Source organism: Castellaniella hirudinis, from assembly GCF_047468865.1.
Lineage (GTDB): Bacteria > Pseudomonadota > Gammaproteobacteria > Burkholderiales > Burkholderiaceae_B > Castellaniella > Castellaniella hirudinis_A.
Genome location: NZ_JBLGTV010000001.1, coordinates 143,005 through 164,444, shown reverse-complemented (window position 1 = coordinate 164,444; position 21,440 = coordinate 143,005). Strand labels below are relative to the sequence as shown.

Genomic DNA, 21,440 nt, shown 5'->3' with positions numbered 1-21,440 from the left:
GTTGCCCGGCAGCGTCACAAAAACGAATAAAGCGGCAAGATTGGCGGTTTCCAGTGTTGATCGGACAGCCCACTAGGCGGCGGATCGGGCCTTGACCCCCGGGGCGCGCGCATCGGGGGCCTTGGACACCACGATTTCGCCGGGCAAGACCATGTCCAGGCCCGGGCGGCCATGCCAATAGCCGTTGCAGGGGCCGGCCGGCATCAAGGGCAGCAGGCGCTGATGGGCGTCCGCGCCCGATTCCCGCCCATCCAGCACGGCGCGAAACGCCGCCACCACCTGATCCATGTGCCGGGACTGGGGGCTCAGGCGCAAGACATCCACCCCCAGGGCGCGGGCCTCGTCCAATTCGTGGATGAGGGTATGCACCAGGGCGGACTGGGTCTGGATGCCGTTGATGGTCAGGAAGGCTTCGGATTCTTTGGTTTCCAGCAGCAGGCCGTCGGGGTATTCCATACAGACATACTGACAGTTGTCCTTGGGGAAGTTGCGGTTGCGGGCGGTAAAGCAGCGCGCGGAAAACGCCAGCGGCATGCGGCCATAGGCGAAGACTTCGGTCTGCAGGCCGGTCGGGCGATCCTGCTGCAGCTGGGCCAGCCCGGCCCGGCCCATTTCCAGGGGCAGCACCCAGCGCGTGGCCCCCTGGGCGGCCATCACGTCCAACGTGGGCTTGCTGTAGACATTGAGAAACGGTCCGGCAATGAAGGGACGGCCCCGCATCCGATGCACCGCCCCCATGTCGTTGGCCTCGATGGCGTAATCCGGGTTGTCGGTGATCTTGCGCAGGGTATTCAGGTCGTTGCCGGATTCCAGCAGCACCTGGGTGGACAGCACCGGCGTCTTGCCCGCCTGGGCCAGCATGTCGGCGATTTCGATCCAATCGGGCAGGCGCAGTTCGTGGCGGCGGGAACAGACGGTTTCCCCCAGGTAGACGATGTCGACCGGCCAATCGGCCACGGCGGCATAGAATTCGAGGGTGGTGACGCGCGGCCAGTAGTATTGCAGGGGGCCCAAAGCGAGTTTCATGGTGTTGATCCTTTAAAGCAGCCCATGCCACGGCGCCGCCGTGGCCATCCGATGCCATGGCATGGCATCCGCCCCGCGGGCGGGGCCGTCGGGTTATTTCCAGGGGCGGTGATAAGCGCCCAGCGTATGCTGCTGGCCCTCGGCCACCTTGTTGAGCTCGGCCATCCAGGACGGATGCACGGAATAGCGCGCCGGCACGGCCCGGGCCTGGTCGATGGCCTGGCGCCAGACCCGGGTCACCTGGGCCACGTAGGCGGGGCTGCGCTGGCGGCCCTCGATCTTGATGGCCCGCACCCCCATGGCCATCAGCTTGGGCAGCAGTTCGAGGGTGTTGAGGCTGGTGGGTTCTTCCAGGGCGTAGTAGTTTTCGCCGGCCACGTCGAAGCGGCCCTTGCACAAGGTGGGGTAGCCGGCGTTCTCGCCCTCGTCGTAGCGGTCGATCAGCACCCCGTTCAGGCGGGATTCCAGGCCCTGGCCGGTCTGCTGCCAGCGCACGTGCTTGGCGGGGGAACACACCCCGTGAGTGTTGGGGGATTCGCCCGTGGCGTAGGACGACAGGGCGCAGCGGCCCTCGACCATGACGCACAGGCTGCCAAAACCGAAGACTTCGATTTCAACCGGGGTGTTTTCACAAACCTGCTGCACCTGGGCCACGGACAGCACACGCGGCAGCACCGCCCGGGCGACCCCGAAGCGTTCGTGGTAGAACTGGATGGCCTCGTAGTTGGTGGCCGAGCCCTGCACGGACAGGTGCAGGCGCAGATCGGGATACCGGGTGCGGGCGTAATCCATCAGGCCGGGATCGGCCATGATGACGGCGTCGACGCCGGCCTGGGACGCCTGATCCACCGCCTGGCGCCAGAGCCGCCAGGCATCGGGCTGAGGGTAGGTGTTGAGGGCCAGAAAGACCTTGCGCCCACGGTCGTGGGCATACCGGATACCCTGGGCGATGGCGGCCGCGTCGAAGTTCAGCCCGGCGAAATTACGCGCATTGGTGGCATCTCGAAACCCCAGGTACACGCAATCCGCCCCCGCGTCGACGGCGGCTTTCAGGGCCGGCAGGCTGCCCGCCGGGCAGACGAGCTCGAAGCCGGAAGGATCGTGGTGATGAACCACGCCCGGGCGCGGAGCAGAAGACAATGACGACATAAGGGGCATCCTGGCAATTCGGGCCGTGCGGAAACGGCGCGTGGCCGAGCCCCGCTGCGGCGACAATCGGGAAAGCACCGCAAGCCGGCCTGCGCAGGCCGGCTTGGTTTGGGCGGGATGCCGCGCCAGGCGGCACCGCCCGGGTGCAACCCATGTACTATGCCCGATCTGTCCGCCAACCGCCTTAACCCGCATCAAATCCGCGGCAATCGGCCCGCCGCCACCGCAGGCTTAACGCCTCGCCGCGCGGGGTTTCCCGCAGCCAAACCGGCGGAATCGTGTAAGGTAGCGCCTTCACCACCGAGGTACGACATGAGCCATCCCGACATCACCCTGGACGTGCGCAGCCTGCCCCCGCCCGAGCCGCTGGAGCTCTGCCTGGAAGCCCTGGCCGACCTGGCCCCCGGCCAGCGGCTGCACCTGCTGATTGACCGCGAACCCTACCCGCTGTACACCTTGCTGGACCGCGACGGCTTCCAGCACGAATGCCTGTTCAAGGAAACCCATTTCCAGGTCTCCATCTGGATCGACTGAACCCCGCCCGAGACACCATGCAGCGCGCCCTGGATTTTGACAAAACGCCGGCCCTGGCCGTCCCCCTGCCTTTTTTCCTGAATGTGCCGGTCTTCGGCCTGCTGGCCGGCCTGCTGATGACCTGGGCCGGCCCCCAGGCGCTGGCGACGCGCTGGGGCGGCACGGCCCTGGCCCTCACGCACCTCTGGACGCTGGGCATTTTGGGCAGCGCCATGCTGGGCGCCCTGATCCAGATTCTGGCGGTGGCCTGCAACGTCCCCGTGCGCCCCGCCCGGCTGGTCGCGGCCAGCGCGCACGGGCTGCTAACGCTGGGCACCCTGGCGCTGGCGGCCGGGTTCCTCTGGTGGCTGCCGGCGGCCTGGTTCTTGGCGGCCGCCGCGCTGTCCTGTACGTTCATCGTCTATCTGGGGGCGGTGGGCCTGGCCCTGTGGCGGCACCGCAAACAAGTCTACAAAGGCGCCCGGGAAATCCTCGTCCCGGTGCGCGGCGCCCTGCTGTCCCTGGCGCTGACCGCCCTGATCGGTGTGTCCATGGCGGTGTCGCTGGGCCTGGGCAGCAGCCTGTCCCATTGGCTGGGCAGCCACATCCTGTGGGGCCTGCTGGGCTGGGGCGGCCTGCTGCTGATGGGGATGTCTTTTCAGCTGCTGCCGATATTCCAGCTGACTGAAATCTTCCCCAAGCCCCTGGCCCGCTGGCTGCCGCTGCTGATCCCCGGCCTGCTGCTGGCCTGGACCGCGCTGGATGCCAGCAGCGGCCTGCCCCGCCTGATGCGCGAAACTGTGGAACTCCTGCTGGCCGGGGCCTATGCCGCCTGGATCGGCACGGCCCTGCAGCGCCTGTGGCATCGTAAACGCCCCACGGCCGAACCCACCACGCTGTTCTGGTTTACCGGGCTGCTGTGCCTGCTGGCCTGTGCGCCCGTCTGGGTCTGGATGCGCCACGGCCAATCGGCCCACGCGGAAACCGTGCTGGGGGTGCTGTTGATCGCCGGCGGCCTGGGCAGCGTGGTGCAGGGCATGCTGTACAAGATTTTCCCGTTCCTGCTGTGGAAGCACGCGCAGGACGCGGTCGTCGTTCCCGCGCACAACCCGGCCTATGCCAAGATCTACCTGAAAATCCTGCCCAAGATGGGGGCCTACATCCCCGAGCGCCCCGCCCAATGGCACTGGGCCGTCCACGTGCTGATGCTGCTGGCCTGGGTGCTGGCGGCGGCGGGCTGGGCCGATGCTGGACGGGCGGCGGGGCCCCTGCTGATCCTGGCCGCCCTGATGCAGGGCTGGAACCTGGCCCGGGCCCTGCGGCGCTACCGCCGGGCGCTGGCCGACATGGCCGCCGTACCGCCCGCGCCGCCGGCCCCTCAGCCCCGGTAGTTTCTCAGGCCGTCCACGCTCAGGATCGTGAACTCGCGCCCGCGGACGCGAATCATGCCGCGTTCGCTCAACTCGCGCAGGGTGCGCGAAAAATGTTCCGGCGTCAGGTTCAGGCGCGAGGCGATCACCGATTTGCTGATCTCGATGCGAAACGGCTGGTTTTCCTGGCCGGGCCAGGCGCGCAGCAAAAAAGCAATCAGGCGCTGCGCCCCCGTGTGCAGGGTGTAAGCCTCGACATCGCCCATCAGGCTGTACAGGCGGCGGCTGAGGCCGGCCAGCATTTTCCGGGCCACCCCGGGGTTGCGGTCGATCTGCTCGAACAGGGCCTCCCGGCCCACATGCAGCAGCAGCGTATCGTGCAAGGCCTGGGCGGTGACAATATAGTGCTGGCCCATGAACATCAGGGCTTCGCCAAAGCCATCGCCCGGCCCGATCAGGCGCACCACGCGCTCGACCCCGGAATTGGAGACAAAGACCAGCTTGATCTGGCCGTAGACCACCACGTGGAAACCCACGCAGGGATCGCCCCGGCGAAACACGATCTCCCCCTTGAGCACGGATAGTTCGCTGGTTCCCGAGACAATGGGATCCAGCTCGCCAGGCGGCAGCTCGTTGAACAGCGGCACCTGGGCCAATAAATCCCGGATGCGCGCGCGGCGCGAAAAATCCTCATCCATCTGGGGTTTGTCCATTTGACTTCCTGCCTTATTGCTAGAATCGGGCGCATGATCCGCGCCCTTTACACCATCCTGGGCACCCTGGCCCTGGCGCTGGGCATCGCGGGGGTTTTCCTGCCCCTGCTGCCCACCACCCCGTTCCTGCTGCTGGCCGCTTTCTGCTACCTGCGCGGCTCGGCGCGCATGCACGCCTGGCTGCTGTCCCACCGGGTGCTTGGCCCATACATCCGCGACTTCCAGTCGGGGCACGGCATCCCGCTGCGCAGCAAATGCATCGCCCTGGCCCTGATGTGGCCCTCGCTGGCCCTGTCCGCCTGGATCATGCCGATCCCCTGGGCGCGCTGGCTGCTGCTGATCCCGGGCATCGGCGTCACGATCTACCTGTGGCGCCTGCCCACCCGCCCCGGCCGCTCAGATTAGCTTGGAATAAGCGGCCACCCGGGGGCGGCGCACGTATTGGTCGAACACCATGGCGAACGCGCGCACGAACACCCGGCCGCGCGGCAGCACCTGCAGGCCCCGGTCGTCCAGCGCCAGCAGGCCCGCCTGGACATAAGGGCCCAGGCGGGCGAGTTCATCGGTGAAACAGGACTGGAAATCACAGCCGTGGCGCTGCTGGAAGGCGGCAAAGTCCAACGGCATGCTGCACATCAGCGTCATGATGATTTCGCGCCGGATGGCATCGTCGCGGCTGAGATTGAAACCCTTGGCCGTCGGCAGCTGGCCGCGCGCCAGGATGTCGCGGTAGGCGTTCAAGGAATGGTGGTTTTGCACGTAGGCGTCGCCCACCTTGCCGATGGCGGAAATCCCGAACCCGATCAGGTCGCATTCGGCCCGCGTGGTGTAGCCCTGGAAATTGCGGTGCAGGCTGTGGTTCAGCCGGGCCAGGTTCAGCTCGTCGTCCGGCTTGGCGAAATGATCCAGCCCGATGTACACGTAGCCGGCGCCCAGCAGGCGGCGCACCGACATCAGGAAAATCTGCAGCCGGGTTTCGGCCGAAGGCAGGTCTTCGGCGCGGATCAGGCGCTGGGACTTGAAGCGATCCGGCAAATGGGCATAGTTGTACAGGGCGACGCGATCGGGCGAGAGTTCGATCAGCTGATCCAGCGTGCGGCTGAAGCTATCCAGGGTCTGCTTGGGCAAACCATAGATCAGATCCGCATTGATGGACTGGAAACCGTGATCGCGGCTGGCCTGAAGCGCATCGCGCACCATGTCGTAGGGCTGGATGCGATTGACGGCCGCCTGCACGTCGGGGTCGAAGTCCTGCACCCCGAAGCTGGTTCGGTTGAACCCCAGCCCGGCCAGCAGGGCCAGGGTGCCGGGGGTGACGGTGCGCGGGTCGATCTCCACCCCCAGTTCCGCATCCGGGGTGAAATCGAAATGGCGGCGCAGATGATCCATCAGCGCCGTGAGTTCGGCCGCGCTGAGGAACGTGGGCGTGCCGCCCCCCAGGTGCAACTGAATGGCCTGGCGCTGCGCGCCCAGATGCGGACTCAGCAGATCCATCTCGTGGTACAGGATGTCCAGGTATTCGGCCGACCGGCTGTGATCCTGCGTGATGATCTTATTACAGGCGCAAAAATAGCAGAGGGACTCGCAAAACGGCAGATGCACATACACCGACAGCGGGGCGGCCCGCGGCTGCGCGGCGCGCAGCGCCAAGTGCCGCAGATAGGTTTCCGCCGGATAGTCGCGCTCGAAGCGGTCCGCCGTCGGGTACGAGGTATAACGCGGCCCGGACTGGTCGAAGCGGCGGATCAGGGCTTCGGAAATTTCAAGCGCCTGCAAGGTAATGGCTTGCGGATCGGCGGGAAAACCGGCCGGGTCGAGCGACGCGGCCCGATCCAGGGTTGCGGATACTGCGGGGGTGGTCATGCCATGAGCTCCTGGGGCAAAATAGCGAAGCGCATCTCTTGAAACGAATCGCAAGTGCCCCATTGTCCTTTATCAAGCGACATTGTCCAGCGGTTTGATCAAATCCGGCTTGATTCAAGTCAAGCCCCAACTTCGCGTATCATAAACACCTGCTTGTCACTCTAAACCCACGATAATTTCATGCTTCTGACCCTGATCCTGGCGATCCCGTTTGCCGGCAGTCTGTGCGCCGCGCTATTGCCAGCCGATGCGCGCCGCTCAGGAGCCTGGATTGCCGGCCTCAGCGCCGCCGCCTGCCTGATCCTGGTGTTGTCCCTGACGCCGGCGCTGGCCGCCACCGGGCTGATCAAGGTCAGCATCCCCTGGATACCCTCCCAGGGGGTGGATCTCACCCTGCGCCTGGACGGCTATGCCTGGCTGTTCGCCATCATCGTTTCGGCCATGGGGGCGCTCATCGCCCTGTACGCCCATTACTATCTGTCCGCCCAGGATCCCGCGCCGCGCTTCTTCGCCTTCCTGCTCAGTTTCATGGGGGCCATGCTGGGCGTCGTGCTGGCGGGCAACCTGATCCAGCTGATCGTCTTCTGGGAACTCACCAGCCTGTCGTCCTTCATGCTCATTGGCTACTGGCAGCACCGGCCCGAAGCCCGGCGCGGCGCCCGCATGGCGCTGCTGATCACCGGCGGCGGCGGCTTCTGCCTGTTGGCCAGCATGCTGATCATCGGCCACATCGTCGGCAGCTACGACCTGGACGCGGTGCTGGCCGCCGCCGGCCGCATCCGCGAACACCACTGGTATCCGATCCTGTTGGTGCTGCTGGCACTGGGGGCGCTGACCAAAAGCGCCCAGTTTCCGTTTCACTTCTGGCTGCCCAACGCCATGGCCGCCCCCACCCCGGTGTCGGCCTACCTGCACTCGGCCACCATGGTCAAGGCCGGGGTGTTTCTGCTGGCGCGCTTCTGGCCGATCTTCTCCGGCACCGACTGGTGGACCTGGATCATCGGCGGGGCGGGGCTCTGTTCCCTGCTGCTGGGGGCCTACGCGGCCACTTTCCAGCGCGACATGAAAAGCGTGCTGGCATATTCCACCATCAGCCACCTGGGCCTGATCACCCTGCTGCTGGGCATGAACAGCCGGCTGGCCCTGGTGGCCGCCGTCTTCCACATGATCAACCACGCCACCTTCAAGGCCTCGCTGTTCATGGCCACCGGCATCGTCGACCACGAAAGCGGCACCCGCGACCTGACCCGCCTGTCGGGCCTGCGCACCCTCATGCCCCTGACCGCCACCCTGGCCATGGTGTCGGCGGCCGCCATGGCGGGCGTCCCGCTGCTCAACGGCTTCATCTCCAAGGAAATGTTCTTCGCCGAGACCGTGTTCATCACCGGCCATTGGTTCACCCGCTGGGGCCTGCCCCTGGCGGCCGTGATCGCCGGCGCCTTCAGCGTTGCGTACTCGCTGCGCCTGGTGCTGCAGGTCTTCTTCGGCCCCCCGGCCACCGACCTGCCGCGCACGCCGCACGATCCCGCGCGCATGATGCTGATCCCCTGCACCGTGCTGGTCGTCATCTGCCTGGCGGTGGGGATATTCCCCGAATTCACCCTGGGCAAGACGCTGCAGCTGGTGATGTTCGGGCTGCTGGGCGAGCGCGTCCCCGCCTTCGACCTGCAGGTCTGGCACGGCATCAACCTGCCCCTGATCATGAGCACGCTCGCCCTGCTGGGCGGGATCGGGCTGTACCTGGGCCTGCGGCAGCGCGACCAGCGCGCGCCGGGCCAGGTGCCCCTCATCTACCGTTTCGACGGCCGCCAAAGCTTTGAACTCACCCTGGAGGCCATCGACGCCTGGTCCGCCTGGCTGCTGGGCCGCCTGCAGACCCAGCGCCTGCAGCTGCAGGTGCTGCTGCTGGTACTCAGCACCCTGGGGGTGGCCCTGCTGCCGCTGTGGGCCGGGGGCTGGTGGCCGGGCGCGCCCGACCGGCCCACCGCCCTGCAATGGTCTTTCGGGCTGATGTGGCTGATGGGGGGGGCCTGCGCCCTGGCGGCCGCCTACCAGGCCAAGTTCCATCGCACGGCATCGCTGATGCTGGCGGGGGCCACGGGCCTGGTCACCTGCATCACCTTCGCCTGGCTGTCGGCCCCCGACCTGGCCTTGACCCAATTGACCGTCGAGGTCGTCACCACCGTCCTGATCCTGCTGGGCCTGCGCTGGCTGCCGCTGCGCGTGGACGAATTCCCCGGCCTCACGCCCTGGCGCACCCGCTGGCGCCATCGCCGCGATCTGGCCGTCGCGGTGGCGGGCGGCGCGGGGCTGGCCACCCTGGCCTACGTGATGATGACACGCCCCATGGCCAATCAGCCGATTTCCAGCTTTTTCGTCGAACAGGCCTGGCCGCTGGGCGGCGGGGCCAACGTGGTCAACGTGATCCTGGTGGATTTCCGCGCCTTCGACACCTTCGGCGAAATCACGGTGCTGGCCACGGTGGCGCTCAGTGTCTACGCCCTGCTGCGGCGCTTCCGCCCCCCGGCCGAAGCCCTGATCATGCCGCCCTACCTGATGGGCATTCTGCCGCATCCAGGCGACACCGGCGCCACCAACCTGAAGGCCCCCCTGCCCACGGGCCTGATGCGGGTGCCCGCCGTGCTGGTGCGCCTGCTGCTGCCCATCTCCACCCTGATTTCCCTGTATTTCCTGCTGCGCGGCCATAACCTGCCCGGCGGCGGCTTCGTCGGCGGCCTGGTCATGGCCACGGGCATCATCCTGCAATACATGGTGGGCGGCATCCTGTGGGTCGAAGCCCGGCCCCTGATCCGGCCCCAGGCCTGGATCGCCCTGGGCCTGCTGCTGGCGGGGGGGGCGGCCATGTCGGTCTGGTGGCTGGGCCAGCCCCTGCTGTCGTCCTATAGCCTGGATCTGGCCCTGCCGCTGGTCGGAAAGGTGCACTTGTCCAGCGTGCTGCTCTTTGACCTGGGGGTCTATATGCTGGTGGTGGGCTCCACCATCCTGATGCTGATCGCCCTGGCTCACCAGTCCCTGCGCTTCCACCGCAACATCACCGAACCGGCCGATGCGCCGCTTGTGGAGTCTTAAAGCATGGAATGGATTCTTTCCCTGGGCATCGGCGTGCTGGCGGGCTCCGGCATCTGGCTGCTGCTGCGCCCGCGCACCTTCCAATTCATCATGGGGCTGGCGCTGCTGTCCTACGCCGTCAACCTGTTCATCTTCGCCATGGGCCGCCTGCGCCTGGACGCGCCCCCGGTGATCGACCCCAATTGGGCCGATCCGGCCAGCTACGCCGACCCCCTGCCCCAGGCCCTGGTGCTGACCGCCATCGTCATCGGCTTCGCCACCACGGCCTTGTTCCTCGTGGTGCTGCTGGCGTCGCGCGGGATGAGCGACACCGACCACGTCGACGGCGAGGAGCACCGCCCATGATGTCCTGGCTGCTCCATCTCCCCGTGCTGCCGGTACTGGTGCCGCTGCTGGCCGGCGCCTTGATGCTGCTCACCCGCGACAATCAGCGCCGGTTGCGCCTCGGCCTGGGCGGGCTGTCGCTGCTGCTGCAGGTTCTGGCCGCCTTCGCCCTGATCCGCGCCACCCAGGGCGTGGGCGGGTCGCTGTGGTTCGACAACATCGGGGTCTACCGTCTGGGCAACTGGGCCGCCCCCTTCGGCATCGTCCTGGTGGCCGACCGCCTGTCCGCCCTGATGCTGGGCCTGACCGCGGTGCTGGGCGTCTGCGCCTGGCTCTATGCCACAGCCCGCTGGGATCGGGCGGGCAGCCACTTCCACCCCCTGTTCCAGCTGCAGCTGATGGGCCTGAACGGCGCCTTCCTGGCGGGCGATCTGTTCAATCTGTTCGTCTTCTTCGAAATCCTGCTGACCGCTTCCTACGGCCTGATGCTGCACGGCTCCGGCAAACGCCGCGTCGGGGCCGGGCTGCACTACATCGGCGTCAATCTCATCGCCTCTTTCCTGCTGCTCATCGCCATCGCCCTGATCTACGGCCTGACCGGCACCCTCAACATGGCCGACCTATCCGTGCGCGCGCTGGCCCTGACCGGCGCCGACCGGCAGCTGTTCGACGCCGCCGCCGCCATCCTGGGGGTGGCGTTTCTGATCAAGGCGGCCGCCTGGCCGCTCAACTTCTGGCTGCCCAACGCCTACTCCGAGGCCTGCGCCCCGGTGGCCGCCCTGTTCGCCATCATGACCAAGGTCGGCATCTACACCCTGCTGCGCATCGGTTCACTGCTGGTGCCCGCAGGGGCCCCCGCCGCTTTCGGCGGGGCCTGGATGTTCCCGGCCGGGATCGCCACCCTGGCCTTCGGCACCCTGGGCATGGTGGCCAGCACCCAGCCGCGGCGCATCGCGGCCTACGCCATCATCACCTCGTCGGGCACGCTGTTCGCCGCCCTGGGCATGCCCGGCGTCACCCTCACCGGCCCGGCCCTGTATTACCTGCTCAGTTCGGTGCTGGCCCTGGCCGCCCTGATGCTGCTGCTGGAACTCGCCGAGCGCACCCAATCCTTCGGCGCCAACCTGCTGGCCATTACCCAGGAAGCCTACGAATCCGACGAACAGGACGGCGCCAGCCTGTCCGAACAAGTCGTGGGCTCGCCCCTGCCGGCCACCATGGCTTTCCTGGGACTGAGCTTTTTCGCCTGCGCCCTGCTGATCATCGGCCTGCCGCCCCTGTCGGGCTTCGTGGCGAAATTCTCGCTGCTGTCCGCCGCCCTGCAAACCGCGGAAACCGGCGCGCCGACATTCAACGTCTGGCTGCTGGTGGCCACCATGCTGGGGTCCGGGCTGGCCTGCCTGATGGCCATGGCCCGCTGCGGGGTGCGCCTGTTCTGGATACCGGAAGACCTGCAGGCGCCCCGGCTGCGCCTCAGCGAAGTCGCGCCGATCCTGTTCCTGCTGGCCACCTGCGCCGTCCTGACCATCCAGGCGGGGCCCGTCATGCGCTACCTGGAAGACACGGCCCACTATCTGGATCAGCCGCAGCGCTACGTCCAGTCGGTGCTGGGCGGTCTGTTCCCGGGAGCCTCGCAATGAAACGCCTCCTGCGCTGGCTGCCCCTGCCCATGCTGCTGCTCACGCTGTGGCTGCTGCTGAACGACAGCCTGTCCACCGGACAGATCGCCCTGGGGCTGGCGATCGCCATCGTGCTCAGTCTGCTGGCCCCCATCCTGCGCCCGGTGCGGGCCCGCCTGCGGCATCCCTTCACCGCCCTGCGCCTGGCGGGACACGTGGCCTGCGACATCGCTGTCTCCAACTACATGGTCAGCCGCCGCATCCTGCTGGGCGAACGCGCCCAGGCCCGCTCCGGGTTTCTGGACATCCCCCTGCGCATCCAGGATCCGCACGGGCTGGCGGCCCTGGCCTGCATCGTCACCTTCACCCCCGGCACCGTCTGGTCCGGGCACGACGTCCAGCGCAATATCCTGACCCTGCACGTGCTGGATCTCAGCGACCCGGACAGCCTCACCCAGATCATCCAAGAACGCTACGAACGGCCCCTGATGGAGATTTTCGAACCATGACAAGCATCTTGATCCTGAACTGGGCCATCGGCTTCGCCCTGCTGTGCTTCGTGCTGGGCCTGGTCTGCGCCGCCATCCGCCTGATCCGCGGCCCACGCGCCGAGGACCGCATCCTGGCGCTGGACACCCTCTACATCAACGGCATGCTGATCCTGCTGGTGCTGGGCCTGCGCTTTGAAGCCGGCCTGTACTTCGACGTCGCCTTGCTGATCGCCCTGTTCGGCTTCGTCGGCTCGGCGTCCCTGGCTAAATTTCTGCTGCGCGGCGAGGTCATCGAACCATGAACACATTACCGCTGTGGGCCGCCATCGCGGTCGCCCTGCTGCTGATCCTGGCGGGCCTGGTCACCCTGATCGGGTCTTTTGGCCTGCTGCGCCTGCGCAGCTTTTTCCAGCGCATGCACGCCCCCACCCTGGGCATGACGCTGGGGGCTTTCTGTGTGGCCCTGGCGGCCACCCTGGTGGCCAGCCTGCTGCAGGGCCGGCCTATTTTCCACGAATGGCTGATCTGTTTGTTTCTATTCATGACCGCCCCCGTCACCGCCATCTTGCTGATGCAAAGCGCCATCCGGCGCCCGCCGCCGGATCAGCACACGCACCATCCCTGAAACGCGTCCCGCCCGGCTGCAGCCGGGGCCAGACACCCCCCGCGCACCGCAAGATCACCCACGGATGCACGATTTTGTAACACGGAAACTGGGGGAAACCCGTACACTGGATCCATGCCCTACACCGGGCGGGGACATGCCCGGATGTGACCAAGGAGTCTTTATGCATCCACACCTTCCGATCTCTCTGCGGGCCAGCCTGCTTGCCGCCAGCCTAGGCTGCGCGGCGCTTTTCGCGCCCAGCGCGCAAGCCGCCCCGACCAGCCAATACCAGCAAGACGTCCAGCGCTGCGGCACCGTCGCCGACGTCGACCGGCAGGCGTGCCTGAAAGAAGCCGGCGCCGCCGCCCAGGCCGCCAAAGACAACACCCTGACCAGCCCGTCGACCGAAACCGAATCCCGGCATCGCACCCAGCGCTGCGACGCCCTGCCCGAGTCCCAGCGCCAGGATTGCCTGACGCTGATGAACAACGGCAACACCGAAACCCAGGGGTCGGTGCTGTCCGGCGGGGTGCTGCGCCAGACCACCATCACCATCCCGGCCCCGACGCCCGCCCAGGCCCCGGCCACGACGCCGGCCCCCGTGACGCAATAAGCCCGGCCCGCCGCCGCGCCCGCCAACGGTCGACGGCCGTGCGCCGGCAGCGGCGGCCCGGACGGCACATCAGATTTCCATCTGCATGCCCATTTCAACCACCCGGTTGGGCGGAATCTTGTAGAACCGGGTGGTGCGGCTGGCATTGCGCGCCATGAAGGCGAACAGATGACGCCGCCAGCGCTGATACCAGGGCAGGCGGCGCACCACGATCACCGTCTGGCGCGACAGGAAATACGACGTCCGCATGGGCTCCAGGTTCAGATCCTGGACTTCCTGCGCGATCTGCTGCAGCACCTGGGGCACATCGGGCTCTTGCTTGAAGCCCCAGCGGGCCACCGCCTGCCAGCTGCTGCGGCTGACGCGCTCGATCCTGACGCGCTCGCCAAACGGCACATACGGCGTATCGGCCACTTCGATCGTCAGGAACAGCGCCTGCTCGTGCAGCACCTTGTTGTGCTTCAGGTTGTGCAACAGGGCGGGTGGCACCGTCCCCACGATCATGCTCATGAACACCGCCGTGCCGGGCACCCGGGTGGGCGGATAGGCCTCCAGGGATTCCATGAAGCTGACCAAAGGCTGATGGTCGCCCGCCAGGGTGTCGTGAATGCGCTGGCGGCCCTGCTTCCAAGTCATCATCAGAGTCAAGAGCGCGATACCCACCACCAGCGGCAGCCAGCCGCCTTCATGCAGCTTCAGGGTATTCGAGGCGAACAGCAGGACATCAATCAGCAAGAACACGGCGATCAGGGCCAGCCAGGCCCCGCGCCGCACCCCCCGCGCCGTCCGGGGCAAGACGGCGAAAGCCAGCACGGAGGTCATCAGCATCGTGCCCGTGACGGCAAACCCATAGGCATGCGCCAGGCTGTCGGACGAGCCAAACGACAGCACCAGGGCCAGCACCGCCAGCAACAGCAACCCATTCACCCGGGGAAGATAAATCTGGCCTTCCGCCCGGGCGGAGGTATGCAAAATGACCATGCGCGGCCAATAGCCCATCTGCACCGCCTGGCGCGTCACCGAGAACGCCCCGGAGATCACCGACTGCGACGCAATCACGGTTGCCAGGGTGGCCAAGCCCACCAAGGGGATCAGCCCCCAATCGGGGGCCATCAGGAAAAAGGGGTTGCGGATGGCGGCGGGGTCGCCCAACAGCAAGGCCCCCTGGCCAAAATAGCACAGCACCAGCGAGGGCAGCACCAGGCCGAACCAGGCGCGGCGGATGACGTCCCGGCCAAAATGCCCCATGTCGGCGTACAGGGCCTCGGCCCCGGTCAGGGCCAGCACCAGGGCCCCCAGGGCCAGGAAGGTTTCCCAGGGCGCATCCACGATATAGCGCAGCGCCCACAGGGGGTTGACGGCCAACAGCACCTGCGGCTGGCCGGCGATGCGCCAGGCGCCCAGCCCGCCCAGCGTCAGGAACCACAACAGCATCACGGGGCCGAACAGCCGGCCGATCGCGCCGGTGCCGCGCGACTGCGCCATGAACAAGGCCAGCAGCACCAGCACCGCAATCGGCACCACCCAGGCATCCAGCCGATGCGACACCACCCCGATGCCTTCGACCGCCGACAGCACCGAGATGGCCGGCGTAATCATGCTGTCGCCGTAAAACAGGCTGGCGCCCACCAGCCCCAGGAACGTCAAATGCCAGCGCACCCGGCCGGAGCGGCCGCGTTTGGCCAAGGCCATCAAGGCCAGGGTGCCGCCTTCGCCGCGATTGTCCGCCCGCAGAATACAGGTGACGTACTTGACCGACACCACTATCACCAGCATCCAGAACAGGATCGACAGCATCCCCAGGATGTGCGCCGGCGTCGGGCCGCCCGCCCCGGACAGGGCGACCTTGACGGTGTACAAGGGGCTGGTGCCGATATCGCCATAGACCACCCCCAAGGCCCCCAGCAGCAGCGCCGCCTGCGGTGTCCGGCCGTCCGCTGAGGCGCTCATGGGGCTTCCGTCCGGGTCAGGCGCGTATTCCGGCGCGGCCCCGGGAACATCAAGGTCACCCGCGTGCCGGGAAAGTCGGGGCGGCTGACGACTTTCCACCATGCGCCATGGGCGCGGGCGATCTCCCGCACGATGGCCAAGCCCAGGCCCGATCCGCCCGGCCCCGCATCGGCGGCACGGTAAAAGGCCTCGAAAACGCGATCAATGTCGTCCGCCCGGATGCCCACGCCATCGTCCTCGACCGCAAACGACGGCGGGTTGGACACCACGCGCAGCTGAATGTCGCGCGCGCCCCGGCCATAACGCAGGGCATTGTCGATCAGGTTGCCCAGGAGCTCGCCCAGCAGCACGGGGTCGGCCTCGACCCAGACCGGGTCGTTCGGCGCGCTAAGATGCAGGCCCAGGCCGTGCGTGTGCGCCCGATCCAGCCATTCAGATCCCGCCAGACGCATCCATTCGCATAAATCCAGGCGCACGAAACTGTCGTGCGGATGCAGGGCGTGATCCGCCCGCGCCAGCACCAGCAGCTGCTGGCCCATGCGGATCATGTGGTCGGTGACGGATTTGATGCGCCGGGCCCGGGTGCGGATGTCCTCGGGCAAATCCTGCCCCAGCATCAGCTCGGATTCCAGTTTCAGCCCGGACAGCGGCGTGCGCAGCTGGTGCGCCGCATGGCCGACGAAGCGGCGCTGCGCCTGCACCGAATCGTCCAAGCGCAGCAGCAGATCGTTGAAATGATGCACCAGCGGGGAAATCTCGCTGGGAATGCCGGCGGTATCCAGCGGCTGCAGGTCTTCGATGGAACGCTGGCGAATCTGGTCGGCCAGCCGGTTGATCGAAGCCAGCTCGGTGCGGATCCCGGAAATCAGCACCCAGGCAAACAGCACCACCAGGAACCCCTGCGTCAGCAGCATCACCCAGAACAGGTCGCGCAGCACCCAGGGCTGGGGGCGGATCACGCCGGTCATGAACCAGGTGGCCAGCAGGTCGATGGCCACCAGAATGAAAAATGCCGGCAGCAAGCGGCGCACCAGGCGGCGGGCGAGGGAATCCTGAGGCATCAAGCGCCGCAGCAACCCGCCCGCCGCTTGGCCGGGTGACGGCGGATGGGCGGCCGGGGCCTGCCGCCCCGCGGCCGCATGGGGAACGGGATCAGACACTGTCGACGTCGAGCAGATAGCCAAAGCCGCGCACTGTCTGGATGCCGGCGCCCGTGCCATCCAGGCGCTTGCGCAGCCGATACACATAGACTTCGACCGCGTTTTCGCTGAAATCCGCATCCCAGGCCGACAGGGAATTGACGATCTGCTGCTTGGTGACCACCCGCCCGGGACGGGCCATCAGCATTTCAAGGACGGAAAGCTCGCGCACCGACAAGGCCAGACGCTGGCCATTGGCGCGAACCTGGCGGCCCACGGTATCGAACGCCAGAGGGCCGCATTCCAGAACGGTCTGGGCCTGGCCGGCATGCCGCCGGGCCAGGGCGCGCACCCGGGCGGCCAGTTCGGGCAGCTCGAAGGGCTTGGTGACGTAGTCGTCCGCCCCGGCATCCAGGCCCGCCACGCGATCATCCAGGCCATCGCGCGCGGTGAGGATCAAGACCGGGGTCTGCACCCCTTCGGCGCGCAACTGCCGCAGGACGTCGAGCCCCCCGAGTCCGGGCAGGTTGAGATCCAGCAGCAGCAGGTCGTAGGATTGGGCGGTCGCCGCGCCCTGGACGCGGTCGCCCGACTGCAGCCAATCGACGGCATAGCCCTGGCCGCTGAGGAATTCCTGAAGCGCGTGGCCCAGGGTGGTGTCGTCTTCGATGACTAGTACTCGCATGGCCCGATTTTAGCCTGAAGACAGGCCGGCCCGACACCGCCCGGCGCGCCCGTTACATAGCTGACAGGCGCTTGAACAAAGGGTTTACTGCGCCACAGCAGGGGTGGGCGACGACGACGCGGCGGACTGCGGCGAGGCGGCGGCGGACTGCGACGACGACGCGGCGGCGGGCGCTGCCCCAGCCGCCTGGCCGGCAGCAGCCGGGTCGCCGGATTTATTGGCCGTGGCCGCGCCCGGCTGCGTCACGAAACCCAGCCGTTTCATGCCGGCCCGGCGCGCCGCCCCCATGATCTCGGCCAATTCGCTGTAGCGCGTGTCCACATCGGCGCGGATACGAATCTCGGGCTGCGGATCGGCGCCGGCTTCGGCGGCGAAGCGCGCCTCCAGCGCTTCGATGGCCACGGGCTGGTCATTCCAGAACAACTGTCCGATGGGGTCGATGGCCAGGTCGATCACCACGGGCTTCTGCTCCACGGGCTGGGCCGTGACCTGCGGCACATTGATGCGGATCGAATGACTGAGCAGGGGCGCGGTGATGATGAAAATGACCAGCAGCACCAGCATCACGTCGATCAAAGGCACCATGTTGATCTCGGACATGGCGGTGCCCGGCCCCTTGGAATCAAAGCTGCCGAATGCCATGATCAAGCCTCCCGGCTGCTGGCCAGGCTGATGTGGCGGCCATGGCGCTCGTGCCGTTCATGGCCGCCATCGCCCACTTGCTGGCCGGTGGTCAGAAACGTGAACAGGTCGTGTGCGAAGGCATCCAGTTGCGCCAGATAGACCCGGTTCAGACGCACGAAGGCGTTGTATCCCAGCACGGCCGGAATGGCCACCGCCAGACCCAGCCCCGTCATGATCAAGGCCTCGCCCACCGGGCCGGCAATGCGGTTGATGGTGACGCCATCGGCCATGCCGATACTCAGCAGCGCGTGGTACACCCCCCAGACCGTGCCGAACAAACCGACGAACGGCGCGGTGGAGCCGACCGAGGCCAGGACGGTCAGGCCGTTTTCCAGGCGGGCGGTTTCCTCGTCAATGACCTTGCGGATGGTGCGCGTGACGAAAGCGGCGGTCGACCCGCTTTCTTCGAGCTTGAGCGCGCCATACTTGGCATGGTGCTTTTGCGCGTGGATGGCGTGGCTGGCCAGGTGCGCGAAGGGTTCTTCGGCCCCGTGGGTGGAGATTTCATTTTCGACCTGTTCCAGGGAACTGGCCGCCCAGAATTCCGCCAGGAATTTCTTGGAGCGCTGGCGGATGCGCAGCTGGGTAAAGCCCTTGGCAAGGATCAGATACCAACTGGCCAGCGACATCAGCATCAGAAAGACGAACAGGGATTTCCCCACGGCATCGCTCTGGCCGACAAAGTGCATGACCCCTTGGTCGGCCATGGCCAGCCCGGGCGCGGCATCCAGCACGGCGGTGGCCGACGCCCCGCCCAGGGTGGCGGCGGCCGCGGCGGTGTCCGCCACGTCGGCGGCCACTTGGCCCGCCGCCGCAGCAGCCTGCGCCACGTCGTTGACCACCTGGCCCGCCGTCGCCGCGGCCTGCGCCACATCGGGCCCGGCCGCCTGCGCCAGCGCCAGCGCGGCGCCGCTGATCAGATCAAGCATCATTTTCTTGTACTCCTGTCAGGTCTTGGACCTATAGAACGAAATCAAAGGGGATGTCCACCAGCGCTTTATACGCAATCCCGTTTTCGGTATACGGCCGGAAACGCGCCCGCTGCATGGCATCCACGGCGGCCTGATCCAGGCGCGCATAACCGGAAGACCGATGGATATTGACCTGGGCCACCTGGCCCAGCGGCGAAATCAGCACCCGCAGAACCACCCGCCCCTGCTCGCGCCGGCGCTGCGAGACGCGGGGATAATCCGGGTTGGGCCGCTTGCCCAGGTAGTCCACCCGGCCGATGGTGCGCGGCCGATCTGGATCGACCGGTTGCGCCTCGCCCCGGGCCTTGCTGGCCTGTTTGGCCCCGCCCGCCGCCGCGGGCGGCGGCACGGCCACGGGCTTGGGCGCAACCTGTGGCTTAGGTTGCGGCTTGGGCTTGGGTTGCGGCGGGGGCGGGGGCGGGGGCTTGGGGGCCTCGGTGATCGCCTCCGGCTCGGGCTCCTCGACCACGGGCTCCGGCTCGGGTTCGGGTTCCGGCTCGATTTCCGGCTCGGGCTCGATTTCAGGTTCCGGTTCCGGCTCGAAAAAGGGCTCGGGATCCGGCGGAACAATCGTGTCGGGTTCGGGGATGTCGGGCAGTTCTTCGGCGGGCGGCGCTTCCGTCACGGGTTCTTCCGCCGGGCCCAGTTCGACGAACTGCACGTCAAACGCGTCGGGTTCGCCCAACGCCACCTGAGCGACCGGGGCGGACAAGATCATCGCCAATGCCGCAGCATGCAAGCCCACCGCCAGGCAAGCCGCCGCTGCCTTCAGCCAGGGAAAACGCAAAGATGAGCCTAAAGCCATGAACCCGAATACCACTTCAGTAAAAGCGGAATATTAGCAGGAATGAAAACGATTCTCAATGACAACAAGGCGAATTCAAGCAAAAATTAACATACATTTATACATATCCATTATCATGCGCCATCCAGCACCGGAATCATGCCAGACCACTCGCCGACCAGGACTCCCATGCGCCAAAAAAATCGACCACTCATCGCCCTGATTGCCCTTCCACTGATGCTGCTTCTCGGGGCCTGCGACAGCGGCTCCGACGGATCGGATCCCGCGCCCACCCCGCCCCCAGGGCCAAACATCAGCCTGAGCGGACAAGTCAGCTATGACTTCGTGCCGGCCATCCCCACCACCCAGGGCGGCCGCCCATCCGCCGCCCTGGACTACGCGCAGACCCAGGCCAAACCGGTTCGCGGGGTTCAGGTCGTCGCCGTGGATGCCGCCGGCAATACCCTGGACACCGGGATCACCGACGCGCAAGGGGAATTCAGCCTGTCCATCCCCAAAAACACCCAAATCCGGCTGCGCGCCATCAGCCGCATGCAGCAAACCGGGCAAGCCAGCTGGGATTTCGCCGTGCGCGACAATACCTCGGCCGGCTTCGCCAGCGGCCAAGCGGCGCTTTACGCCCTGGAAGGCCCCGCCTTCGACAGCGGCGAAATCCCGCAAACCCGCAATCTGCACGCCGCCTCTGGATGGGCGGATCTGGACGGCTACGGCGCGCGCGTGCGGGCCGCCGCCCCCTTCGCCATCCTGGATCAGGTCTACACCGCCATCGGCAAAATCCGCGGCGTCGACCCCGACGTGCAGCTGCACCCCCTCAATATCTACTGGAGCCCCGACAACCTGCCCGCAGACGGCGAGGTCGGCAACGGCGAAATCGGCACCAGCCATTTCAACCACCAGTCCCCGCAACCCGGCCTGTACATTCTGGGCAAGGCGGACGTCGATACGGACGAATACGACACCGGCGTCATCGTGCACGAATGGGGCCACTACTTCGAGCACTACGCCTCCCGATCCGATTCGCTCGGCGGCAATCACGGCAGCGGTGACCGCCTGAACATGACCGTCGCCTTCGGCGAAGGGCTGGGCAACGCCCTGGCCGGCATGGTGCGCGACGACCCCTTGTACGTCGATACCTCCGGGCCCAGGCAAGGCATCGGCTTCAGCCTGGATCTCGACACCATCGAGCTGGCCGACGCGGGCTGGTTCAGCGAAGACGCCATCCAGCACACCTTGTACCAATGGTATAAATCCCCCGATATCGGCCTGGCGTCGATATATCACACCCTGACCGGCCCGCAGAAAACCACCCCGGCACTGACCAGCCTGTATTCCTTCGCCACCTACCTGCGCGCCAGCGCGCCCCCCGGCGCGCAAGCCCAGATCGACCAATCCCTGCGGACGCTGCAGATGGCCTGGGGCAACGACCTGGACATCTGGGGAAGCCGGCAGGCCTACCCGGACAACCTGCGCCCGGACATGCAGGCGCTTATTCTGCCCATCTACCACGATCTCCAAATCGGGGAGCCGTCCCGCTTCTGCCTCAGCACGCAATACGGCGACTACAACAAACTGGGCAACCGGATGCAGTTTCGCGTCCAGATCCCGCAGCCAGGCGCCTACCGGGTCTTCGTCCAAAGCGAAGACGACGGCCTGTTCTTCGCCTTGCAGGACAGGGGCCAGGAAGTCCCCACCGAAGGCAAACCCGAAGAACCGGCCCCGGATACCGGCGTCTTCAATTACCAGTTGGCGGCAGGCACCTACGTGGCCCAGTTCGCCGCCAGAACCATCCGTGGCTGCAGCATCCTGCAGCTTGACAAAAAGCCCTGAG

Annotated in this window: 21 protein-coding genes; 11 read left to right on the top strand and 10 right to left on the bottom strand. The window is 66.8% G+C overall.

The window, feature by feature from the left end; translation table 11 throughout:
- Positions 1 to 72: 72 nt before the first annotated feature.
- Together ubiV and ubiU are read right to left on the bottom strand one after the other, a co-directional pair.
- A complete protein-coding gene (ubiV, locus tag ACMHYJ_RS00720) occupies positions 73 to 1,026 on the bottom strand; it encodes a ubiquinone anaerobic biosynthesis protein UbiV (protein WP_414244278.1) in 954 nt (317 codons plus the stop codon).
- A gap of 93 nt (positions 1,027 to 1,119) precedes the next feature.
- Complete coding sequence (ubiU, locus tag ACMHYJ_RS00715) at positions 1,120 to 2,175, bottom strand: ubiquinone anaerobic biosynthesis protein UbiU (RefSeq protein ID WP_414244277.1); 1,056 nt, start codon at positions 2,173 to 2,175, stop codon at positions 1,120 to 1,122.
- A 312-nt stretch (positions 2,176 to 2,487) separates the two neighbouring features.
- Between ubiU and ACMHYJ_RS00710 the strand changes: the two genes are divergently transcribed.
- Together ACMHYJ_RS00710 and ACMHYJ_RS00705 are read left to right on the top strand one after the other, a co-directional pair.
- Entirely contained in the window at positions 2,488 to 2,709 is a 222-nt protein-coding gene (locus tag ACMHYJ_RS00710; protein WP_414244276.1) for a DUF2249 domain-containing protein, read from the top strand.
- A gap of 17 nt (positions 2,710 to 2,726) precedes the next feature.
- Positions 2,727 to 4,079: a hypothetical protein gene (locus tag ACMHYJ_RS00705; protein ID WP_414244275.1), complete on the top strand. Its 1,353-nt coding sequence runs from the start codon at positions 2,727 to 2,729 to the stop codon at positions 4,077 to 4,079.
- On the opposite strand, the gene ACMHYJ_RS00700 is transcribed toward ACMHYJ_RS00705, so the two are convergent.
- On the bottom strand, positions 4,067 to 4,771 hold the full coding sequence (locus ACMHYJ_RS00700; RefSeq protein ID WP_414244274.1) for a Crp/Fnr family transcriptional regulator: 705 nt from the start codon (positions 4,769 to 4,771) through the stop codon (positions 4,067 to 4,069). The two genes, ACMHYJ_RS00705 and ACMHYJ_RS00700, sit on opposite strands and share 13 nt — an antisense overlap.
- Positions 4,772 to 4,804: 33 nt before the next feature.
- Between ACMHYJ_RS00700 and ACMHYJ_RS00695 the strand changes: the two genes are divergently transcribed.
- The gene (locus tag ACMHYJ_RS00695; RefSeq protein WP_414244273.1) at positions 4,805 to 5,176 is read left to right on the top strand and encodes a YbaN family protein; all 372 of its coding nucleotides are present in this window, start codon (positions 4,805 to 4,807) and stop codon (positions 5,174 to 5,176) included.
- On the opposite strand, the gene hemN is transcribed toward ACMHYJ_RS00695, so the two are convergent.
- Entirely contained in the window at positions 5,168 to 6,634 is a 1,467-nt protein-coding gene (gene hemN, locus ACMHYJ_RS00690) for an oxygen-independent coproporphyrinogen III oxidase (RefSeq protein WP_414244272.1), read from the bottom strand. The two genes, ACMHYJ_RS00695 and hemN, sit on opposite strands and share 9 nt — an antisense overlap.
- A 180-nt stretch (positions 6,635 to 6,814) precedes the next feature.
- Here hemN and ACMHYJ_RS00685 point away from each other — a divergent pair, with 180 nt between their 5' ends.
- The 7 genes from ACMHYJ_RS00685 (at position 6,815) to ACMHYJ_RS00655 (ending at position 13,378) form a co-directional block, all read left to right on the top strand.
- On the top strand, positions 6,815 to 9,724 hold the full coding sequence (locus tag ACMHYJ_RS00685; RefSeq protein WP_414244271.1) for a monovalent cation/H+ antiporter subunit A: 2,910 nt from the start codon (positions 6,815 to 6,817) through the stop codon (positions 9,722 to 9,724).
- A gap of 3 nt (positions 9,725 to 9,727) precedes the next feature.
- Complete coding sequence (locus ACMHYJ_RS00680; RefSeq protein WP_414244270.1) at positions 9,728 to 10,069, top strand: Na+/H+ antiporter subunit C; 342 nt, start codon at positions 9,728 to 9,730, stop codon at positions 10,067 to 10,069.
- Positions 10,066 to 11,688, top strand: a complete 1,623-nt coding sequence (locus ACMHYJ_RS00675; RefSeq protein WP_414244269.1) for a monovalent cation/H+ antiporter subunit D — start codon at positions 10,066 to 10,068, stop codon at positions 11,686 to 11,688. Before ACMHYJ_RS00680 ends, ACMHYJ_RS00675 begins: the two co-directional genes overlap by 4 nt.
- Positions 11,685 to 12,176 carry a Na+/H+ antiporter subunit E gene (locus ACMHYJ_RS00670; RefSeq protein WP_414244268.1) on the top strand — a complete coding sequence of 164 codons (492 nt, stop codon included), beginning with the start codon at positions 11,685 to 11,687 and terminating at the stop codon, positions 12,174 to 12,176. The genes ACMHYJ_RS00675 and ACMHYJ_RS00670 overlap by 4 nt, the downstream gene beginning before the upstream one ends.
- On the top strand, positions 12,173 to 12,460 hold the full coding sequence (locus ACMHYJ_RS00665; RefSeq protein WP_414244267.1) for a K+/H+ antiporter subunit F: 288 nt from the start codon (positions 12,173 to 12,175) through the stop codon (positions 12,458 to 12,460). Before ACMHYJ_RS00670 ends, ACMHYJ_RS00665 begins: the two co-directional genes overlap by 4 nt.
- Positions 12,457 to 12,783 carry a monovalent cation/H(+) antiporter subunit G gene (mnhG, locus tag ACMHYJ_RS00660; protein WP_414244266.1) on the top strand — a complete coding sequence of 109 codons (327 nt, stop codon included), beginning with the start codon at positions 12,457 to 12,459 and terminating at the stop codon, positions 12,781 to 12,783. Before ACMHYJ_RS00665 ends, mnhG begins: the two co-directional genes overlap by 4 nt.
- Positions 12,784 to 12,946: 163 nt before the next feature.
- Positions 12,947 to 13,378: a hypothetical protein gene (locus ACMHYJ_RS00655; protein ID WP_414244265.1), complete on the top strand. Its 432-nt coding sequence runs from the start codon at positions 12,947 to 12,949 to the stop codon at positions 13,376 to 13,378.
- A gap of 69 nt (positions 13,379 to 13,447) precedes the next feature.
- On the opposite strand, the gene ACMHYJ_RS00650 is transcribed toward ACMHYJ_RS00655, so the two are convergent.
- The 6 genes from ACMHYJ_RS00650 to ACMHYJ_RS00625 all read right to left on the bottom strand — a co-directional run bounded on the left by ACMHYJ_RS00650 (position 13,448) and on the right by ACMHYJ_RS00625 (position 19,612).
- Entirely contained in the window at positions 13,448 to 15,328 is a 1,881-nt protein-coding gene (locus ACMHYJ_RS00650; RefSeq protein ID WP_414244264.1) for a potassium transporter Kup, read from the bottom strand.
- Complete coding sequence (locus ACMHYJ_RS00645) at positions 15,325 to 16,389, bottom strand: sensor histidine kinase (protein WP_414244822.1); 1,065 nt, start codon at positions 16,387 to 16,389, stop codon at positions 15,325 to 15,327. Before ACMHYJ_RS00645 ends, ACMHYJ_RS00650 begins: the two co-directional genes overlap by 4 nt.
- Before the next feature lie 91 nt (positions 16,390 to 16,480).
- Positions 16,481 to 17,152 (bottom strand): response regulator, encoded by a 672-nt coding sequence (locus ACMHYJ_RS00640; protein ID WP_414244263.1) that lies wholly within the window; start codon positions 17,150 to 17,152, stop codon positions 16,481 to 16,483.
- Positions 17,153 to 17,236: 84 nt separating this feature from the next.
- Complete coding sequence (locus tag ACMHYJ_RS00635) at positions 17,237 to 17,794, bottom strand: ExbD/TolR family protein (RefSeq protein ID WP_414244262.1); 558 nt, start codon at positions 17,792 to 17,794, stop codon at positions 17,237 to 17,239.
- 2 nt (positions 17,795 to 17,796) lie between these two features.
- Positions 17,797 to 18,765 (bottom strand): MotA/TolQ/ExbB proton channel family protein, encoded by a 969-nt coding sequence (locus tag ACMHYJ_RS00630; RefSeq protein ID WP_414244821.1) that lies wholly within the window; start codon positions 18,763 to 18,765, stop codon positions 17,797 to 17,799.
- A 31-nt stretch (positions 18,766 to 18,796) separates the two neighbouring features.
- On the bottom strand, positions 18,797 to 19,612 hold the full coding sequence (locus ACMHYJ_RS00625) for an energy transducer TonB (RefSeq protein ID WP_414244261.1): 816 nt from the start codon (positions 19,610 to 19,612) through the stop codon (positions 18,797 to 18,799).
- 168 nt (positions 19,613 to 19,780) lie between these two features.
- Here ACMHYJ_RS00625 and ACMHYJ_RS00620 point away from each other — a divergent pair, with 168 nt between their 5' ends.
- A complete protein-coding gene (locus tag ACMHYJ_RS00620; RefSeq protein WP_414244260.1) occupies positions 19,781 to 21,439 on the top strand; it encodes a hypothetical protein in 1,659 nt (552 codons plus the stop codon).
- Position 21,440 lies beyond the last annotated feature (1 nt).

Bases quoted from the DNA above. Each gene is read 5' to 3' on its own strand.
- ubiV (WP_414244278.1), bottom strand. From the start codon at position 1,026: ATGAAACTCGCTTTGGGCCCCCTGCAATACTACTGGCCGCGCGTCACC.
- ubiU (WP_414244277.1), bottom strand. From the start codon at position 2,175: ATGTCGTCATTGTCTTCTGCTCCGCGCCCGGGCGTGGTTCATCACCAC.
- ACMHYJ_RS00710 (WP_414244276.1), top strand. From the start codon at position 2,488: ATGAGCCATCCCGACATCACCCTGGACGTGCGCAGCCTGCCCCCGCCC.
- ACMHYJ_RS00705 (WP_414244275.1), top strand. From the start codon at position 2,727: ATGCAGCGCGCCCTGGATTTTGACAAAACGCCGGCCCTGGCCGTCCCC.
- ACMHYJ_RS00700 (WP_414244274.1), bottom strand. From the start codon at position 4,771: ATGGACAAACCCCAGATGGATGAGGATTTTTCGCGCCGCGCGCGCATC.
- ACMHYJ_RS00695 (WP_414244273.1), top strand. From the start codon at position 4,805: ATGATCCGCGCCCTTTACACCATCCTGGGCACCCTGGCCCTGGCGCTG.
- hemN (WP_414244272.1), bottom strand. From the start codon at position 6,634: ATGACCACCCCCGCAGTATCCGCAACCCTGGATCGGGCCGCGTCGCTC.
- ACMHYJ_RS00685 (WP_414244271.1), top strand. From the start codon at position 6,815: ATGCTTCTGACCCTGATCCTGGCGATCCCGTTTGCCGGCAGTCTGTGC.
- ACMHYJ_RS00680 (WP_414244270.1), top strand. From the start codon at position 9,728: ATGGAATGGATTCTTTCCCTGGGCATCGGCGTGCTGGCGGGCTCCGGC.
- ACMHYJ_RS00675 (WP_414244269.1), top strand. From the start codon at position 10,066: ATGATGTCCTGGCTGCTCCATCTCCCCGTGCTGCCGGTACTGGTGCCG.
- ACMHYJ_RS00670 (WP_414244268.1), top strand. From the start codon at position 11,685: ATGAAACGCCTCCTGCGCTGGCTGCCCCTGCCCATGCTGCTGCTCACG.
- ACMHYJ_RS00665 (WP_414244267.1), top strand. From the start codon at position 12,173: ATGACAAGCATCTTGATCCTGAACTGGGCCATCGGCTTCGCCCTGCTG.
- mnhG (WP_414244266.1), top strand. From the start codon at position 12,457: ATGAACACATTACCGCTGTGGGCCGCCATCGCGGTCGCCCTGCTGCTG.
- ACMHYJ_RS00655 (WP_414244265.1), top strand. From the start codon at position 12,947: ATGCATCCACACCTTCCGATCTCTCTGCGGGCCAGCCTGCTTGCCGCC.
- ACMHYJ_RS00650 (WP_414244264.1), bottom strand. From the start codon at position 15,328: ATGAGCGCCTCAGCGGACGGCCGGACACCGCAGGCGGCGCTGCTGCTG.
- ACMHYJ_RS00645 (WP_414244822.1), bottom strand. From the start codon at position 16,389: ATGCCTCAGGATTCCCTCGCCCGCCGCCTGGTGCGCCGCTTGCTGCCG.
- ACMHYJ_RS00640 (WP_414244263.1), bottom strand. From the start codon at position 17,152: ATGCGAGTACTAGTCATCGAAGACGACACCACCCTGGGCCACGCGCTT.
- ACMHYJ_RS00635 (WP_414244262.1), bottom strand. From the start codon at position 17,794: ATGGCATTCGGCAGCTTTGATTCCAAGGGGCCGGGCACCGCCATGTCC.
- ACMHYJ_RS00630 (WP_414244821.1), bottom strand. From the start codon at position 18,765: ATGCTTGATCTGATCAGCGGCGCCGCGCTGGCGCTGGCGCAGGCGGCC.
- ACMHYJ_RS00625 (WP_414244261.1), bottom strand. From the start codon at position 19,612: ATGGCTTTAGGCTCATCTTTGCGTTTTCCCTGGCTGAAGGCAGCGGCG.
- ACMHYJ_RS00620 (WP_414244260.1), top strand. From the start codon at position 19,781: ATGCGCCAAAAAAATCGACCACTCATCGCCCTGATTGCCCTTCCACTG.